The sequence below is a fragment of the Microcoleus sp. Pol11C2 genome (genome assembly GCF_036701505.1).
Lineage (GTDB): Bacteria > Cyanobacteriota > Cyanobacteriia > Cyanobacteriales > Microcoleaceae > Microcoleus.
The window spans coordinates 173,091-191,024 of the sequence record NZ_JAUBQX010000003.1 but is presented as its reverse complement, the minus strand read 5'-3'; the positions used below and the strand labels follow the sequence as shown (position 1 = coordinate 191,024).

Here is a 17,934-nt window from a genome sequence, read left to right as displayed (position 1 = left end):
CAGGTAAATTCTTGCCAGCTTCCTTATGCTTTCTTCCTTTCTTGAGAGGTTGAGAGGTTCACCAAAACACTAAAGTAGAAGAATAGGTCAAGGTAAAGTCTTGCCTTCTATCCTAGATAGCTAAATCTTTCTTCCTTGTTTCTTGTTGCTTCTTGCTTCAAACCAATATCTCAGCAGCAAAATCCTGACGCTTGACAAATCTAAAAGGGCCCATTAAAGCTCCCCAGATAGCCTTGCCTGTCGTGGGGCTTATTCCTTTGTCGTAGCTGAGAAATTCCTCGCCTGCGGCTTCAAATCCCAAGTCTACTTGGTAATTTTGCCCCCCGTAGGCAAAGCCGCAGCGAGTGCCCTCCGGCAAAGATGCGCGAAAGCGATAGCTGTTTGAGGCTAAATTTTCCACTGCAACCGACAGGGTGCAGCCGGGGAGGAGTTGGATTTGCTCCTTCGTTAGCTTTCCAAGCAAGTCGGGGTTGCAACCGGCTCCTTTGACGGCTGTAATGTCGTTGAACATATAATACTGAGCTTCAATCAGTCCTGGCGCTATCTGTGAGTGCCTCAGTTGCACGATGCGGGGGCGGTATGGCTTGTCTAATTCCAGAATGTTGGCTTGTTCGGCAAACAGGGCAATGCTGGGTTCAGAAAATAAAGGAACGGGTAGTGGTCTTTGCCACATACGAAGGTGGACGTACCACGCCGGCTCTGCTAGCGCTTGTTCCCGGTTGTCAAATTCGCCCGCCATGTACTGGGCTAAAGCTATTAATTCAGGAGAAATTGTCATGTTTTTTTGATTTTTCACGATCTGGGTTGACAAGAAAAAGTTATTGTGATATGTAAGACCATATCAAGGCTGGGCAAGTCAGAAGATTAGATTTATGAGCGATCCCAGCTAAGCTATGATTGTAAAGATACTGGGGTTTTTCCGTCCTATTGCGACATATTAATTGTTGCTGCCGATCGCGCGTAAAATCTTTTTGATAAAATTTTGTCTCGCAAGGAGGCGGCAACGCTTAAAAAACTGGCAATTTTTGTCAGCCAGATCGCAGATAGACTCCCCGACTTTACTCACGCCGCGCTGGCACGCCCGCTACGGCAAAATTATTTATCTATAAGACTCAGGTGAACAATAACCGTACTGTTTCAGATACTAAGCGAAGTTTCTATACGATTCACACTCGACCGATCAACTCAATTTACCGTCGAGTGGTGGAAGAGTTGATGGTAGAAATGCACTTGCTTTCGGCGAATGCCGATTTTCAATACGACCCGATTTATGCTTTGGGTGTAGTGACAGCTTTCGATCGATTCATGCTTGGGTACGCCCCAGAAGCAGACAGAGTTTCGATTTTTAACGCTTTGTGCAAGTCCCTAGAAGACGATCCAGAGCGCTACAAGCAAGACGCTCAGCGATTGGAAAGCTTGGCAGATAGACTTTCCGGGCAAGAGTTGCTCTCGTGGCTCGATCGCTCTACCAGCTTTGAAGATACAGCGGATTTGCAAGCGTCTTTAGGGGCGATCGCCAGCAACCCTCAATTTAAGTACAGCCGCTTGTTCGCGATCGGTTTGTTCTCGCTGTTAGAAAAAGCTGACTCTAACTTGGTAAAAGACCAAGAAACGCGAAACGACGCGATCGCTAAAGTCAGTGCGGCCTTGCACTTGCCAGAAGACAAAGTTAGCAAAGATTTAGATTTGTACCGCAGCAATTTGGAAAAAATGGCTCAAGCACGAATAGTGCTTCAAGATGTCATCCAAGCGGAACGGAAAAAACGCGAAAAGCGAGAGACAAAAGTTACTGTCGGTCCTTCGGCTGAGTCTTCTGACAGCAGCAATTAATCGTTTGAAGGAAGAAGGAAGTTCGGCAACGGATTCTATGACGGATGTAACCGATTTCAGGAACAAGGAAGAGGGAGTTTTTTATTTTTTACATAAAATAGAAAACTCTTAAATTTTAATTTTTTGTTCTTGAATTATGGCTTCTGCCTTCAGATGAATCTTACTGGCTCAGAAACTAAAAATCCCGCTTTCTGAATTGAGCGGGATCGACTTAACCATAAATAGAGCTTTTGGGGTCGTACTAAGGCTGTGGCTCAAAATTAGTGGCGTTAGCTTGCAGCCAAGTGCTTAGCTGTGAAAGAACTTCATTTCCCGAAGACTTGCCCAAAGCTGTTGGGTTTGGGGTGTCGGGCCTGTCCAAGTTGCGGGCGATCGCTGCGTTGACTTCTTTGGAAATCAAATCGTGAAGTTGCTCTTTAGCCCTAGCCCTTTGAAAGTGAGCTCCCTCTTCCGTCGTAGCGTACAGAGGTGGCAGCCTATTTAAAGCATAAGCTGCAATATCTCCCACATCCAGACTAAGGTCGCTCGTCGCTTCAATTTCGGCCACCCTAGCGATCGCATCGCTGAGTACCAACTCTTCCATCACGTTGATGAACTGTTTGCGTGGCAGAACTACAACTTCGCCAGTCAACAAAGAGCCCATCAGACGATCGAGAGCCATGTACTCTTCGATCGACAATTCCGAAGCCGTATTGCAGATCCGTCCCACCTCAGCTTCCATTGACGGCGTTAAATAGCCATCCTGCAAAGCCTGTTCAACAATTTTTTCAATACTCATATATGCGTCCCCGCTCAACGGCATCATCAATAAAGTTTTGTGAAGACGCGATTTTTAGCGTCTTGAGATTCGAGTTTTGAGAGTTGAGTTGAGAAATTTTATACAAATCCTAACTCAATACTGATCACCCATCACAGTTATCTGCACACCCTAGCCACAAACTTACCCCATAATTGACTGATAAATCCGTCAAAACCTGTAAAAACTCCTACTCAACTCCCTGAAGCCGCCAAGGTACAGGATCGACGGACTGCCCATGCACGTAAAGTCCCCAGTGCAAGTGAGGGCCTGTGGAAGCCCCTGTTGACCCCAGAGCACCGATTACTTGACCGGCTTTCACGACATCGCCTTCCTTGACATCAATCCGGCTGAGGTGCATCAAAATACTTGCTACCCCCTGACCGTGGTCGAGACCAACGACATTCCCGTGGATTTTGAAGCCTTGAGATTCGCGTCCCACTAGAGACACCCGGCCTGCTGCTGGTGCGACTACAGGGGAACCGTAAGCACCCGCGTAATCCACGCCGCGGTGGTAGTAGTCTTGAGCAAATACCCCATTATAATAGCGTCGCACCCCGTAAATAGTGGTAATTTCGCCGGAGTTGGGGCGCAACAATTTGCCGTCCCAAAATTTTTGGGGTGTCACCAGTGCTTTAAATGCGTCTACCCGATCGAATTCGGCATCTGTACCTTCCTCGTCTTTCCCAGGCGGAAGCCAGATGGATTGGGTGGGAAAATCTCGACCGCGCACTTGCACGCTCAACTTCTGCACTTGTCCATCACCTGCGACTTGAAGAAGGCGGGCACCGGGTTTCTCTACCGGCGTCGTCGGCAGCAGAGCCCGAAAGCGACCGTTGCCGATCGAAAACGCGGGGTAGTTTTTTTGCTGTAGAGAAACTGTTGGAGTTTCCCCGCCGTTACCGTCAACCTGAATCATTACTGACAGCGTATCTCCCAGTTGGGGATTTGTCGGCGTCACAACTACCTGCAAAGCTTGCACCGGCAGGGCAAAACTCAGAAAGCCAGCAACAATTCCCCCGATCGAACTGGCGGTTAGCTTGTTTGCTTTCAACTGCCCCCACCGCAAAATCCGACCTGTAATTATTTCCGTACTTAGCGCACAGTTGTCTCGATTCACAGTCATTACCATCACTAGCTGTCCTTAACCTTTGTCTCGCTGATATATTTTTAATATCTAGACTAACTATACCAATCCGCAATGATTCGAGAGAAACAGCCGTAGGTAAAAAGCTTGGTCAAATATCTGGAGATGAGAGACTAACTTAAATAAATACTTAACTTGAGGTGATAAGAATAATAAAAATTTCCGTAGAACCGGGAGGAAAGCCCGATTGAGCCAGACGCTCACACTACCGTTTCCACCCTAGCTACTATTGCATAACTTTCAACCATTGCTATTAGTTATAGTTCACGGCGCTACAACATAATTATTTTTAACTCCTCTACTTTTAAATCAATTCTTTTTTGGCAATAAGTTTATTTGCCGAGAACCTTCTTCAAATTCTCTAGTTATTGTAGCCTGTTTTGGGCAATACAGTATTTATTCCCTATTTTAAAATCTCCCCTCTAAAATGGTATGAGATAAAAATTGAGAATGGCTATAATCAATCACCTAAATTTATAGGGATTCAAAGGTAGCGGTGAAACCATTTAAGGTTAAGCATTCTTCCATAAATTCCTCTACATCATTGACATCCTCAAGCTGATATTCCATGATGCGTTGAGCATCGCCTTTCATCTTTTTGGAAGAAAGAGGTGTGGCAGGATATTTGGCAGCGATCGCTTTGAAAGCTTTGGAATGAGTATCCCAGCTTGCAGCAGAACATTTTATGATTAAAAGCCACATAATTAAATTCCTCCTTGTGTTTGGTTGATTAATAGTCTGACACGAGTAACACTTAGGTCGATAATGCCGAAAAATCAAGGGATTCTGTGGTTTGGAAAAAAGCTAAAAGCCGAGCCACTATGTGAGCAACACCACCCTTAACATTAGACTCAACATTCAAAGGCATCACCGGATCATGGAGTGATAAGCGTAACAGAAACCAGCCGGATTCGCTAGGTGACGTGCAGGAAATTCGCAGACCTTCGTAGTTATTGGGAACTATTTTCCAGTCTGCTTGCGTTGAGACAAATTGTTGCAGTTGTTCAATAACGCGCTCGCCGTAAGCCTTGAAATCATCTACACCAAGTTTAATCCGAAATTCTGCACTTTCTTCGGGTTCTTTTAAATTCGCAATTAAATCTGGCAAAGATTGGTTTGCTAACTTGGATTTAGCCAATTTAATCAATAATTTGCTGACTAAATAAGCGCCATCATCCAGAAAGTAATTTTCTTTCAAAGCTCCATGTCCCGAGGTTTCAATCGCCAGCCATGATTCCTGTCCGGCTTCATTGAGGCGAATCGACTCGTCAATCACATTTTTGTAGCCGCGTTTAAAGCGATGGTGAATCCCTTTTAAATCTTGTTCGATGAATTGTGTCAAGCCATCGGAGGTGATAGAATCAGTAACAATGGTAGAGCCTGGGTGTTCTTGTAATACGATCGCAGAAATCAACGCAATTAAGCGATTGCGATTTACTTCTTTGCCAACTTGATCGACAGCCGCACTGCGATCGACATCGGTATCAAAAATAATCCCAAAATCAGCTTGGTGTTCAATTACCGCTTGACAAATCGACTGCATTGCCTGTTTATCTTCGGGATTTGGCACATGATTGGGGAAAGTACCATCGGGTTCTAAAAACTGACTGCCCGTGGTGTCTGCACCTAAAGGTTTTAAGACTTTATCAACATAAAAACCGCCAGCACCGTTGCCTGCATCCACAACAATTTTTAGTCCTGTTAGTGGTTCCTCAAAATTATCGGGATGATTGACTGATTCCCTAATTTTTGTAACAAATTGGTTAGCATAAACTGAGATGAAATCATGCTTTGTAATCTTACCGGGCGATGAGGCTGGCTGAAAGTAATTGCTTTGGGCTAGTGTTAAGATATCTGTAATATCCTGCTTTTGTAACCCTCCTTTGGGAGTGAAAAACTTTAAACCATTTCGATTAAATGGCAAATGGCTAGCTGTGAGCATAATCGCGCCGTCGCAATCAAAACCAGGGGTAATGGTACTCATAAACATGGCGGGGGTTGAGGCCATTTTAAAGTCGTACACGGTTGCACCAACTGAGGCGATTCCCTCCATGACTGCTTGCATTAAGGTTGGTCCTGATAGGCGACTGTCACGCCCGATCGCGATCGTTAATTCTGAAGCTGGTTTATTGACTTTTTGCACCAGCCAACTGACAAAGGATTTACCTAAGATTGTCGCAATTTCGGGCGTTAGGTTGACTTTTTCATTGGGAACGCCTTCGAGGGCGATACCGCGAATGTCTGATCCATTTTGAAGTTTTGTCCAGTTGAAGTTTTGCATAATAATTGATGGTAAGTAAAAAGATCGGAGTCGGCGGTTGAAACCGATCATACAAAGTTTTGTCTGTGGCTAGACGGTTCGACTCAGCTTCGCCGAACGTCCTGCGCAGACTAAGAAATCAACAGGGGAGAAATTTGGGATTTGGTATTATTAGTCATTAGGGTGACAGAGTTTTTCAATTCAATCAGCTAATCGGCATTTAAGTTGTATTTAAAGAAACAATCCCAGTCTTGTGGGTGGGATTTCAGCAACGCCCAAAATATCCAATTGAAATGTTGAACCGCTTACTGGGAATTTTGGCTCCATCACCGCTAAAATTAAGCTCTAATTCCTTAGTCGCGTTCAACGCTGTAAATTGCCTGCAAGCGGAACTCACCATGAGGGGGAACTTCCACAATATCTGTAGCTGCATTGGTCGTTTCTACGCACAGCAAACGCTGATAATCTTCATCCTCAAGATCTGCCATATTTGCAGAAATTGTCACCCAGGGATTCCACACTACGACGGATTTACTACCCGATGATTTAATGCGAATCCGACGATTGAGGGCCCTATCGTCAATGACTAATTCATTGGTGACATCGAGATAAATGCGATCGACTTCACCTGTTACTACAACTGCACCCACTTGAGTTTTTTCGACACCACCATCCGCTTTATCAAGATAGTGGCTATTTTCTAAACCTAAAACCTGCACACGGTTGATATCCCCGACTTGGAAATAGGTGTGGAAAGCTTGCGTGAGGGGAAATGCTTTGTCGCCTAGATTGCGGGTGATTAATTCTACCGTGAGGGTGGTGCCAATCGTAATTGCGATCGCCAGTTCAAAGGCTTGGGGCCAAATTGCTCTAGTTTCATCGGTATCCTTGAGTCCTAGAGTGACTTTGGTGGCGCCGTCTGGGGTTGTGGCGGTGTCTAGCACATTCCAGAGGCGATTCCGCACAAACCCATGACTCGGACGCCCCAAGCCATCGGGATCTGGGCCAAACCAGGGCCAACAGATGGGTATACCGCCTTTGATGGCTTTCCCTTCGGCGTAGTAGGCTTTTTCGCTGACGAACATCAAGTCTGTGGCTTCGGTGGCTGGTTGAAAGGAGAGAACTTGACCGGAATACACAGAAATTAAGGCTTTGGCTTGACCGTTGTCGATGTGAATCATCGGGAAACCACCGTTTCCGGTGGCGAAGGTGAGGTTCCCGGCAATGCCGTAGTCTGTGTTTAATTGGTCAATACTCATGCTGTTGGCTTGGTGAATTGCTTTACAATTATCCGATATTATGGTTTCTAGATTGATTATCTTGTTGGGTTTGAGGGGGGAAGGTGCGATCGACACAACGATGCCCTCCGACAAACAGATTGGAAGTGCCAACCGATCGCGAGGGGATGTGCGATCGAACCCGCCGACGCACCTTGCTGAGTTCTTCGTAAGCAAGCCGATCGCGTTTAGCAGCGAGCTCGTTAAGGATGGGATGCCCCGATCGCCAGCTTCCCGCCCAACTATGAATCAGCAGCAACGGCTTACCTGTGCAACCTCGAAGGTAGTCCATTTCACCAGCCATTCGGTCTCCCGTTGAGCCATTGGGTTAAATTCACTTGAGCCGATAGACTTTCATGCGCCCCACTTCACAACTCCTGACGAGTCGGACGGATGATCATTTCGTTGACATCCACATCACCGGGTTGCTCGATGGCATAGGCAATCGCCCGGGCGATCGCATCGGCATCAATGGCGACTGAATACAACTGATTCACCCCTGATGCCGTATCACCATGAGTGATGGTACTGGTCAACTCAGTCGCAACCGCACCGGGTGAAATGTTGGTAGAACGAATTTCACCGTTTGACTCCAGGCGCAGCCCTTCGGAAATCGCTCGCACGGCATACTTGGTAGCACAGTAAACTGCCCCCGCCGGAAATACTTTATGTCCTGCAACAGACGACAAGTTGATTACGTGCCCCGACTTCTGTTGGCGCATAGTGGGCAGCACTGCTGCGATACCGTAAAGTACGCCTTTAATGTTGACATCAATCATTTGATCCCACTCATCGACCTTAATCTGGTCAAGGGGAGACAGTGGCATTAAACCCGCATTATTGACCAGCACATCAATGCGCCCATAGGTTTCCAACGTTGCGTCAGCCAATGCTTGCACCTGGGCGCGATCGGCAACATCGGTGACTCGATAGGCAACTGTGCCACCTGTTTTTTCGATTGCAGCCACCAAGTCCTTGAGTCTATCTTCGCGGCGGGCACCAAGCATGAGTTTGGCTCCGCTGGCAGCTAAACGATGAGCGGTGGCTTCACCTAAACCGCTACTTGCTCCTGTAATGATGACAACCTTGTTTTGAATCTCAGACATATTCACTCCTGTTAATTGATTAAATCTGCTCACCTAAAACCGATCGCCAATCCGCTTAATTACCAAGCGCGATCGTATTGAATAGGAGCAGGCACGGATTGACGTAGTTGCTTCGCAGCCCGCATCGGCCAATAAGGATCGCGCAGCATTTCTCTAGCAAGTAATACCATATCTGCTTGACCTGTACGGATGATGTGATCGGCCTGCGCGGGTGCAGTAATCATACCAACTGCTCCGGTGGCGATGTTCGCGGAGCGTCGAATGCGATCGGCAAAGGTAGTTTGATAACCTGCACCCGTCGGAATCTTTTCACCCGGTACAATTGCGCCTGAAGAACAATCGATTAAATCAACGCCCAGTGACTTTAATTTATAACTGAGTACAATACTTTGTTCAATGTCCCAACCATTTGGAACCCAATCGGTTGCAGAGATGCGAACCCAAAGCGGTGTTTTATCCGGCAAAACATTTCGCACCGCTTCTACGACTTCACATAAAAACCGGATGCGATTCTCAAAAGTGCCACCATAGTCATCAGTCCGTTGATTGCTCAAGGGAGACATAAATTCATGCAGTAGGTAGCCGTGAGCGGCATGAATCTCGATTACGTCAAATCCGGCTGCGAGAGCGCGTTGAGCTGCGTTGACAAAGGATGCCGTCAACTTTTGAATGTCTTCGATACTCAGAGCGAGCGGGGCGGGGCTATCGGGTTCAAATGGAATGGCGCTAGGGGCGATCGAAGTCCATCCTCCTTGAGATTCCGAAAGCACATCGCCGCCATCCCACGGAAGTGCTGTACTGGCTTTTCGACCTGCATGAGCAAGTTGAATTCCCGCAACCGCGCCGTTGCGGTGAATTAACTCGACGATTCGCGCCAACATTTCAATGTGAGCATCTTGCCACATTCCCAAATCTTGCGGCGTAATTCGTCCTTCAGGCTCGACTGCTGCTGCTTCAGTCATCACCAGCCCTGCGCCTCCTACGGCTCGACTGACGAGATGAACCAAATGCCAATCATTCGCGAATCCATCAACGCTTGAATATTGACACATGGGAGAAACTGCAATGCGATTTCGGAATGTAACACCGCGTTGATCCAATGGCTCAAATAAATGCGACATGGTTGTAAACCCTTGATTTATAAAGTGTACAGATGTCAAGCACAGACTTTCTTTACACTGGGAAGTTGACTGACCTCATTCCACCAAGTCCGCAGCTTTGAAGTTCGCGCGATCGTTGCTTCGTACTCTGGGGTTTGCGATAGGTAGGTGAAGGCGGGAATTAGGTAGAAATCGGCAATGCTCAGTTCGTGACCGAGCTCATACGGGTGTCCAGCAGTTAGGGAGTCGATCGCCTCTAGCGCAGTCTTTACAGGCGCTACTGCAGCTTTCACCTACTCCTCGTCAGTTTGACTTTCCTGGCTGGACACAATCAGACGTTCAATGGCAATTGACTCGATCGCGAGTGCATAGAGATGGCTGTGCATTATCCCCATAATCTGGGGCATCCGAGGGCTTGTCACTATAGAGTTTAAATATCTCAACTGAGTGGGTTTTTGAGGAATAAAATCACAGTTTAGGCTTGGGAGTCCGAAAGTAACAATAACCCGTTAGAAGGAGATTAATTTCACAGCAGACAGTCTCGGAATTATTAGCTTCCAAAAGCAGCCCACCTTCGGATTTTTTAAATTCCGCCTTGTACTTTGGGACGAAACATTTTTTCAACAATATTTTTCCGCATAAAAACTGTTAATGGTTTTTCTATCAAAGAGTAGAATATACAACCGAAAACTACGGCGAACAATGCCAGTAGAGCCGGAGCAAAGAAACCGTCAAAATATTTTCCTAAATTCGCCTTTTGCAGAATTTTTGTACTTGCTGAAATCAGCGGCCCGTGGGTCAAAAATATCGAGTATGAGGCATCTCCCAAGAAAATTAAAAAAGCAGGAAGTTTTGGGGAATCCTTGAGGTCTATGGAAGTGGCAGCAATGATTAACAGAGCTGCTAGCACTGCAAAAGTAGTGACGCGCTCCAAGTCTGTGTTTCCCCATGCGACGAACATTCCTAAAATAACATATCCTACATTTGCTATGCCAAATAATATCCACCTGTACTTGCTGATCTTATTATTATATTTAATCACAATATAGGCAGCCAAGCAGCCCAAAACAAATTCTAGATTCATATTGCCAAATACTTGATTTAGCAAGAAAAAAGATTTGGGAAAGTTTATAAGTTTACAAAAATTTAAAATCGTTACCAATAACCAAGCCGAAAGTATAGGCGCAGAATGTTTGGGTTTCAGCCAAATAGCTATGCTGAATAATATATAAAAATATATTTCGTAAGTTAAAGTCCAACCTACATCCAGAATGGGCTTGTCCTTTTGAGGAATCAAGAGCAGCGACACAATTACCTGTCCCAAACTTAAATCTTTATTGTTAGCAAAACCGGGAATTACTAGAAAGAAACACAAAACTGTTAGAGTTATTATCCAGTAAATCGGGTAAATTCGCACGCCACGTTTGACTAAAAACGATTTTAACTGGTCTTTTTTACCGATCGCCGATCGGTGAACATACACCATGATGAAACCGCTCAATACAAAAAAGTAATCAACACCGCTCCACCCGGCCTGAAATAAATTAAAAAAAGTAACTTGATTTAATCTTTCAGCACTCATATCGTTGAGGTGAAACATTACCACTAAAACAGCCGCAATCCCTCGATAAACTTGCAAGAGGTTAAGCTTTTTGTGAGGAGTTGAACTCTGTGCCATGAGAAAATACCTGGGTCAAGGGTGGCCGTTGTGCTTGTTCCTCAACTATAGTCAACGCCCCAAACATAGTCAACACATTAGACACTATAATATAACTTTATACTTTTTTCATAAACTTGTGCAAGAAGACTTCCGACTGATCGTTGACTTAGTTCTAGTTCTCGCTGCTGCCGCAGCAGGAGGACTCTTTGCATCGCTATTGCGACAGCCGGTAATTCTCGGGTATCTCCTGGGAGGGATCGTAGTTGGGCCGGCAGGTTTGGGGCTGATTAAAGAATTAATTCAGGTAGACACCCTGGCTGAATTCGGGGTTGCCTTTCTGTTGTTTGCCTTGGGAGTGGAATTTTCTTTCGCCGAACTCCAGAAAGTTAAAACCATTAGTTTGGGCGGGGGGGGCTTGCAAATTGTGCTGACGATCGCCATTACTACTGGAATTTCCTTGGCTGTAGGCTGGGTAGAATCGCCCGCTCAAGGGGTGTTTTTAGGAGCGATTCTGTCGCTTTCCTCGACAGCAGTTGTACTCAAGTGCTTGATGGAGCGCAATGAATCCGGTACTTCCCACGGTCAAGTCATGCTGGGAATATTAGTAGTTCAAGATTTGGCTTTGGGGCTAATGCTAGCCGTTTTGCCGGCACTCAATCAGCCAGCAGAAGAGATCGGCATGACGGTAGCGTGGGCCCTGCTGCGGATCGGGTTATTTGCTATCGGTGCTGTAGGCGCGGGCATTTGGCTTGTACCGCAGTTGCTCCGCTACCTGGCGAAAACAGAAAGTCGGGAACTGTTTTTGCTGGGAGTTGTGGTTTTGGCTTTAGGGATTGCGCTGCTGACAGAATATTTGGGTTTTTCGATCGAGATGGGCGCATTTGTGGCGGGTTTAATGATTTCGGAGGTGGAATATGCCGACCAAACTCTAACTTATGTCGAGCCTTTGCGAGATATTTTTGCATCCTTATTTTTTGTCACCATCGGAATGTTAATCGACCCGGTGTTTCTCTGGAACCATCTAGAATTAATTCTGGGACTGGTATTTCTAGTATTTGTAGGCAAATTCTTGATCATCGCCCCGATCGTCCGACTATTTGGCTATCCCCTAAAAACAGCATTAATCACAGGTTTGGGCTTAGCTCAAATAGGAGAATTCTCTTTTGTACTCGCTAGTTCCGGTCAAGTTATGGGGCTGGTTTCGCGGGACGTTTACCTGTTAATTTTAGGCACGACAGCAGTCACCCTCGTGCTGACTCCGTTTGTGTTGAGAAGCGTGCCTCAGTTATTGAAATGGGCGGAAAATTTCGGGCCTTTACAGCGCTATTTTGACGAAACATCTCAACCTGTGGCAATAGCTGAAAGTTTGCCGGAACAAAATTATGTTGTGGTTTGCGGCTACGGGCGAGTCGGTAGAATTTTAGTCAAAATGCTGCAAAGCCGCAACTGTTCAGTTGTGGTTATCGACGAGTCAGAAAGTAGAATTCAAGATTGCAGAATGCAAGGAATTCCTTACATTTACGGGAATGCTGCCAGCTTGCACGTATTGGAAGCCGCCCGGGTGGAACGGGCAAAAGCAATGGCGATCGCCCTTCCCGATCCCATGAGCACTCGCTTGTGTCTGAAACGGGCTTTAGAATTAGTCCCGGATTTGGATATTGTGGTGTGCGCGAACCAAGATAAAGACATCGAACTGCTTTACCAACTGGGGGCCTGGGAAGTCGTGCAGCCGGAGTTTGAAGCCAGTTTAGAACTGTCTTCCCACTTGCTGGCTGGCATGGGGCTCTCGGCAATGGCGATCGGGCGAGATGTGCAGCAAATTCGCAGCAGCCGCTATCTGGAATTGCGGCCACCGCGCGAACCTTTGGCGGTTTCGCGGGATTTGAAAGTGGCGGTTCGAGATATGAACAGCGAGTGGTACAACTTGCCGTCGGGTTCTCCCATTGCCAGCATGACTCTGGAAGAAACTAACCTACGCCAGTTGACAGGGGTCAGTGTGATGGCGATCGTCCGCGAGAATGGCGAGGAAATTGATTATCCTAACGGGAAGACAGCTTTGCAGCCGGGCGATCGACTTTTTGTAGTAGGAGAACCGGAAGAACTCATCAGTTTTGAGTTGCTGGCGAAGGGGGAAGTTGCAGTGCCGCAAGGCGACAGTTCTTGCCAGTGGCTGAGGCTACCAGCAAAGAGCCCTTGGGCCGGCAAAAAACTGTCAGAGGTAGATGTGCTGACCCAGTACGGGGTGAAGGTGCGGGCGATCCGCCGGGAAGGGAAATTTACTCGCTGGCCCGACGGAACTACGAATTTGCAAGAAGGCGATCGTTTGCTGCTGTGTGGCGGCTTCTACGAGCTCGGCTTGATGCAGCGGACGGCATCACCACCGGTGCCGCAACCTGCTTTAAAGCTGCCTTTGGTCAAGGCCCAAGTCATCGAAAAGCTGTTTAGCGATTAGGGAAAGAAGAAGGAAGAAGGAAGAGGGAAGAAGGAAGAAGGAAGAGGGAAGAAGGAAGATTTGTTCCACTGTCTCCCTCTCCCAATCTCTCCGTCTCCATTCTCCCACTATCCCCCTCTCCGACTCTCCCCGTCTCCTCAGCCGTTGGGTTTGAGATAAGCAATTGCTGGCCGCGAGATCAGAATTTGTGTTTCTGAGGGATCGAGGAGGCAAATGCAGCTATTATCCTGCCAAAAAATTCTGCCCGCTAGTAAGTCGCCGGTAAGGAGTTTGATCTCCACCTGTTGTTTGTCTTTGATGTAGCTTTGTATTAAGCGAACGCTGGGCAATCCGGTTTCAAATTCAGACATAGTTCAGAAAAATATAGTCAAATATTACCTTAAACCATATTCTTCTGTTTATACCGTTTAACCCGTGCTGGCAGAATTACAAGCGCCTCTACCAGATGAGGTAGAAACCCCTTGGTGGCCAGTTTTCGACCGATATTCATTGAGCCATTGACATCAGCATTAATTAGATATCCCTGGGGAGTTACAAATATTATATGGGTTTATATTTCAATAGAAAGGACTATAAATTGCATAAAGTTTTATAATACTGGGAAATGGGTAATTTGGTCATCAAATTATCTAATCAGTTTTAACCAAAAGAGGTTTGTTTTTATGCCGATCGAGTTTGCGAAGTATCACGGACTGGGAAATGATTTTATTCTGATTGACAACCGCCACTCGTCAGAACCGGTGATCACGCCAGAACAAGCTGTGGATTTGTGCGATCGACATTTCGGGATTGGCGCAGACGGTGTGATATTTGCTCTTCCGGGGCAAAACGACACTGATTATACGATGCGGATTTTTAACTCCGATGGTTCGGAACCGGAAATGTGCGGCAACGGGATTCGCTGTTTGGCTAAGTTTATCGCCGATTTGGAAGGGTCAGAGGCGAAAACTCAGTACCGCATCCACACTCTGGCTGGTGTGATTACCCCGGAATTGCGATCGGACGGTCAAGTAAAGGTGGATATGGGAGTGCCCCGGCTGCTGGCTGCGGAAATTCCAACAACTTTGGCTGCTGCGGATGCCAAAGCTATAGATGTGCCGATCGAAGTTGCTGATAAATCTTGGTCTGTTACCTGTGTCAGCATGGGCAATCCTCACTGCATTACTTTTGTAGAGGATGTTGCGGCTGTTGCTTTAGAAACTGTCGGGCCTCAATTCGAGCACAACAAAGCATTCCCGCAGCGTACCAATACGGAGTTTATTCAAGTGATACGTTCAGACTACGTAAAAATGCGGGTGTGGGAAAGAGGCGCGGGTGTTACTCTAGCTTGTGGGACTGGTGCTTGTGCTGCTGTGGTAGCTGGGGTGTTGGTAGGGAAGTGCGATCGGGTAACTGCGGTTGAACTCCCAGGCGGCGTTTTGGAAATCGAATGGGCAGAAGTTTCTGGGCGGATTTACATGACCGGGCCGGCACAGCGAGTATTTACTGGTTGTATTAGTTAGTTGACAGTTGACAGTTGACAGTTGACAGTTGACAGTTGAGAGTAGTCCAGCCGTCATCAGTAATCAGTCTTTAGAGAATTAGTTCACAAGGCGCAAGGCATTAGTCATTGAGCATTCTTCATCATTAAAGAAAAATTTTGAATTCAAGAATTTTTCTTGTTTGTCAATTCCACAAAAAACTCCTTCTGACCGATGACTAATGACCGATGACCAATGACGGCTGGACGGCAGGACAATCACTAATGACGGCTGGACTAAGCCTGAAATCTAAAATCTAAAATCTAAAATCTAAAATCTAAAATTAAGTAGGTGGGCTGGCATGGCTGGAGGTATTTATCTGATTCAGGATGACGACAGGCTGGTAGAAATGATGGAACAGCCCTACGACTCGGAAGACCAGTTACAAGATTTGCTAGTAACTTATCCCAATTTGATCGCGGGAGACCAAATCGATCGCGCTACGGCGCGGAGGTGGCTGTTAATTTCGCGGGAAGCAGCACCCAGCGATGAGGAAACAGCGGTGCAGTGGTCGCTGGATCATTTGTTTCTCGACCAAAATGCAGTTCCTACTTTGGTGGATGTGCGGCGAACTCCGAATGCCGAACTGCGGCAAAAAGTTTTGGGTCAGTCGATCGACTATGCTGCTAATGCGTTGTTTTACTGGCCCATTGATTCAATTATTGCTCTGTTTGAAGCTAATTGTCGCGATCGGGGTCGCGATCCTGAACAGATTTTTGAAGAGTTTCTCGGTGCGGATGCTAATGAAGACCTATTTTGGCAGAAAGTTAAAACTAATTTGCAAGCGGGTAAAGTTCGCTTAGTATTTGTAGCTGACGAGATTTCTGCTGAAATGCGCCGAGTTGTGGAATTTCTCAACGAACAAATGGACCCGGTTGAAGTTTTAGCCCTGGAAATTAAGCAGTATGTAAGTGAAGATGGTTTGAAAACGCTGGTTCCTAGAGTCATCGGTCAGACAGCCGAAGCACAGCAGAAAAAATCCAGCGCAACGCGCGAAAGAAGGCGCTGGGATGAATCTTCATTTTTTGCGGAAATCAAAGCTAGACGAGGCGCGGACGAGGCGCAAATGGCAAAAGCAATTTACTTGTGGGCAAAAAGTCAAGAACCCGAAGTTCAAATCCATTGGGGAACGGGGGACGCCTACGGCGGTTTCTCCGCTCAATTGCCTCACAAGGGAAGAAAACCCTATCAGTTATTCACTGTAGATATTGCTGGCAGAATGGAGATTTCTGCTGACAATTACGGTTCCCAGCCACCCTTTAATGCGGAGCTAAATTGGCTGGAATTGAGAAATAAGTTTAGTTCTATCGGTCTGTCGCTGCCTATAGAACCGGGTGAGAGAAGGTCGCCGAGTCTGGCTTTGTTTACTTTGCAAGATGAATCTGCCCTCCAGCAAGTTATGCAAACTTTTGATTGGGTGATTAAACAAATTAAAACATTATAGTCAGTTGTCAGTTGATAATTGGTTATTATCACCAACAAATAACCAATAACAACTAACAACCCACAAATAACCCATAACCACTGACTAATGACTACTGACTAATATCGAATATTAGCTTGTTTCATGCGCCGCAGGGCTTCTCCCAGCCGATCGCAATCTGCAATCAAACTAATTCTCACATATCCTTCGCCGCCCGGCCCAAAAGCATTGCCAGGAGTCACCACAACACCCGTTTGCTGCAAAACATTCAGGGCAAAATCAGTAGAACTCATGCCGCGAGTGCAGGGAACCCAAAGATACATTGCAGCCAGAGGTTTAGGAATATTCCACCCTAATTCTGCCAATCCTTCCACCATGAAATCCCGGCGAGTCCTGTAACGATTCTGCACTTCGTGCAAGTAACTGTCCGGCAATTGCAGTGCTGTTTCTGCTGCTGTTTGCAAAGCGGAAAATATACCGTAATCTAGGTTAGTTTTTAATGTCCGCAAACCTTGAATAATTTTGCTATTTCCTACTACAAAACCGACGCGCCAGCCAGCCATATTGTAGGTTTTGGACATGGTGTGAAATTCGACGCCGATTTCTTTACCGCCGGGAATTTCTAATAAACTTGTCGGTTGATAGCCGTCAAAGGCTAATTCCGCATAACACAAATCGTGAACCAGCAAAATTTGATGTTTGTGTGCGAAAGCCACAATATCTTTGTAAAATTCGCGGGGTGCAGTCGCTCCAGTCGGATTGCTGGGATAATTGAAATAAAGTATTTTGGCTTGTTCGGCTACGCTGTCGGGAATGTCCGCTAAGTCAATTACCCAGTCATTTTCCGGTTTGAGGATGATGTTGTGAACTTTTGCACCCGCGATAATCGGGCCGCGAAATAATACCGGATAAGCGGGACTTGGTACTAATATTACGTCCCCTGGATTGATATAGGCGATCGCAAAATGTGCTAAACCTTCTTTAGAACCCAACAAAGGCAATGCTTCGCTTTCTGGATCGAGTTCAACATTGTAGCGGCGGCTGTACCATTTAGTAATAGTACGGCGGAAACTGGCAGTTCCTTCAAAGGGTGGATAGCCGTGATTGGCAGTATTTTGGATGGCTGCGACAGCGGCTTCTACTACTGGTTGAGGAGTGGCACCGTCGGGGTTTCCCATTCCTAAGTCTATTAAATCTAGTCCTTGTTCGCGGGCGCGGGCTTTGAGTTCGTCGAGACGGGCAAATACGTAGGGCGGTAGTTTTTGCAACCTGTCAGCAGGGCTAATCCAATCCAAGGTCATTTATTTTTTGTCAGTTGTCAGTTTTCCTGGTTTGTAGTAAGGACTTTCGTCCTTGCTAGCAC

17 protein-coding genes are annotated in these 17,934 nt (G+C 46.5%); 4 read left to right on the top strand and 13 right to left on the bottom strand.

The features are described 5' to 3' along the window. Nucleotides 1-157 precede the first annotated feature (157 nt). Nucleotides 158-778 (bottom strand): chromophore lyase CpcT/CpeT, encoded by a 621-nt coding sequence (locus QUA42_RS03425; protein WP_333135140.1) that lies wholly within the window; start codon nucleotides 776-778, stop codon nucleotides 158-160. Between the two features lie 338 nt (nucleotides 779-1,116). Here QUA42_RS03425 and psb29 point away from each other — a divergent pair, with 338 nt between their 5' ends. Continuing rightward, nucleotides 1,117-1,830, top strand: coding sequence for a photosystem II biogenesis protein Psp29 (gene psb29, locus QUA42_RS03420; RefSeq protein ID WP_333135138.1), 714 nt, complete (start codon nucleotides 1,117-1,119; stop codon nucleotides 1,828-1,830). Between the two features lie 241 nt (nucleotides 1,831-2,071). Here psb29 and QUA42_RS03415 read toward each other — a convergent pair whose 3' ends face one another. The 10 genes from QUA42_RS03415 to QUA42_RS03370 form a co-directional block, all read right to left on the bottom strand. Further along, complete coding sequence (locus tag QUA42_RS03415) at nucleotides 2,072-2,608, bottom strand: late competence development ComFB family protein (protein ID WP_006631395.1); 537 nt, start codon at nucleotides 2,606-2,608, stop codon at nucleotides 2,072-2,074. Nucleotides 2,609-2,816: 208 nt separating this feature from the next. Then, nucleotides 2,817-3,758 (bottom strand): M23 family metallopeptidase, encoded by a 942-nt coding sequence (locus QUA42_RS03410; RefSeq protein ID WP_333135136.1) that lies wholly within the window; start codon nucleotides 3,756-3,758, stop codon nucleotides 2,817-2,819. 489 nt (nucleotides 3,759-4,247) lie between these two features. After that, nucleotides 4,248-4,475 (bottom strand): hypothetical protein, encoded by a 228-nt coding sequence (locus tag QUA42_RS03405; RefSeq protein WP_333039991.1) that lies wholly within the window; start codon nucleotides 4,473-4,475, stop codon nucleotides 4,248-4,250. 52 nt (nucleotides 4,476-4,527) lie between these two features. Beyond that, complete coding sequence (locus QUA42_RS03400) at nucleotides 4,528-6,054, bottom strand: phosphomannomutase/phosphoglucomutase (RefSeq protein WP_333135134.1); 1,527 nt, start codon at nucleotides 6,052-6,054, stop codon at nucleotides 4,528-4,530. A 332-nt stretch (nucleotides 6,055-6,386) separates the two neighbouring features. Further along, nucleotides 6,387-7,292, bottom strand: a complete 906-nt coding sequence (locus QUA42_RS03395) for a D-hexose-6-phosphate mutarotase (RefSeq protein WP_333135132.1) — start codon at nucleotides 7,290-7,292, stop codon at nucleotides 6,387-6,389. 28 nt (nucleotides 7,293-7,320) lie between these two features. After that, the gene (locus tag QUA42_RS03390) at nucleotides 7,321-7,614 is read right to left on the bottom strand and encodes a hypothetical protein (RefSeq protein WP_333135130.1); all 294 of its coding nucleotides are present in this window, start codon (nucleotides 7,612-7,614) and stop codon (nucleotides 7,321-7,323) included. 64 nt (nucleotides 7,615-7,678) lie between these two features. Continuing rightward, nucleotides 7,679-8,416, bottom strand: a complete 738-nt coding sequence (locus QUA42_RS03385) for an SDR family oxidoreductase (RefSeq protein WP_333135128.1) — start codon at nucleotides 8,414-8,416, stop codon at nucleotides 7,679-7,681. 59 nt (nucleotides 8,417-8,475) lie between these two features. Further along, complete coding sequence (locus QUA42_RS03380) at nucleotides 8,476-9,537, bottom strand: NADH:flavin oxidoreductase/NADH oxidase (protein WP_333135126.1); 1,062 nt, start codon at nucleotides 9,535-9,537, stop codon at nucleotides 8,476-8,478. Between the two features lie 35 nt (nucleotides 9,538-9,572). Then, nucleotides 9,573-9,809, bottom strand: coding sequence for a glutathione S-transferase domain-containing protein (locus QUA42_RS03375; RefSeq protein WP_333135124.1), 237 nt, complete (start codon nucleotides 9,807-9,809; stop codon nucleotides 9,573-9,575). 290 nt (nucleotides 9,810-10,099) lie between these two features. Further along, nucleotides 10,100-11,194 carry an acyltransferase gene (locus tag QUA42_RS03370; protein ID WP_333135122.1) on the bottom strand — a complete coding sequence of 365 codons (1,095 nt, stop codon included), beginning with the start codon at nucleotides 11,192-11,194 and terminating at the stop codon, nucleotides 10,100-10,102. Nucleotides 11,195-11,312: 118 nt separating this feature from the next. Between QUA42_RS03370 and QUA42_RS03365 the strand changes: the two genes are divergently transcribed. Then, nucleotides 11,313-13,628 (top strand): cation:proton antiporter, encoded by a 2,316-nt coding sequence (locus tag QUA42_RS03365; protein WP_333135121.1) that lies wholly within the window; start codon nucleotides 11,313-11,315, stop codon nucleotides 13,626-13,628. Nucleotides 13,629-13,765: 137 nt separating this feature from the next. On the opposite strand, the gene QUA42_RS03360 is transcribed toward QUA42_RS03365, so the two are convergent. Further along, nucleotides 13,766-13,978 carry an Hfq-related RNA-binding protein gene (locus QUA42_RS03360; RefSeq protein WP_333097600.1) on the bottom strand — a complete coding sequence of 71 codons (213 nt, stop codon included), beginning with the start codon at nucleotides 13,976-13,978 and terminating at the stop codon, nucleotides 13,766-13,768. Nucleotides 13,979-14,290: 312 nt separating this feature from the next. On the opposite strand from QUA42_RS03360, the gene dapF reads away from it, so the two are divergent. Beyond that, nucleotides 14,291-15,130 (top strand): diaminopimelate epimerase, encoded by an 840-nt coding sequence (gene dapF, locus QUA42_RS03355; RefSeq protein ID WP_333135119.1) that lies wholly within the window; start codon nucleotides 14,291-14,293, stop codon nucleotides 15,128-15,130. Between the two features lie 319 nt (nucleotides 15,131-15,449). Next, nucleotides 15,450-16,592 (top strand): hypothetical protein, encoded by a 1,143-nt coding sequence (locus QUA42_RS03350; protein ID WP_333135117.1) that lies wholly within the window; start codon nucleotides 15,450-15,452, stop codon nucleotides 16,590-16,592. Between the two features lie 98 nt (nucleotides 16,593-16,690). On the opposite strand, the gene QUA42_RS03345 is transcribed toward QUA42_RS03350, so the two are convergent. Continuing rightward, nucleotides 16,691-17,872, bottom strand: coding sequence for an aspartate aminotransferase (locus QUA42_RS03345; RefSeq protein ID WP_333135115.1), 1,182 nt, complete (start codon nucleotides 17,870-17,872; stop codon nucleotides 16,691-16,693). Nucleotides 17,873-17,934: the final 62 nt, after the last annotated feature.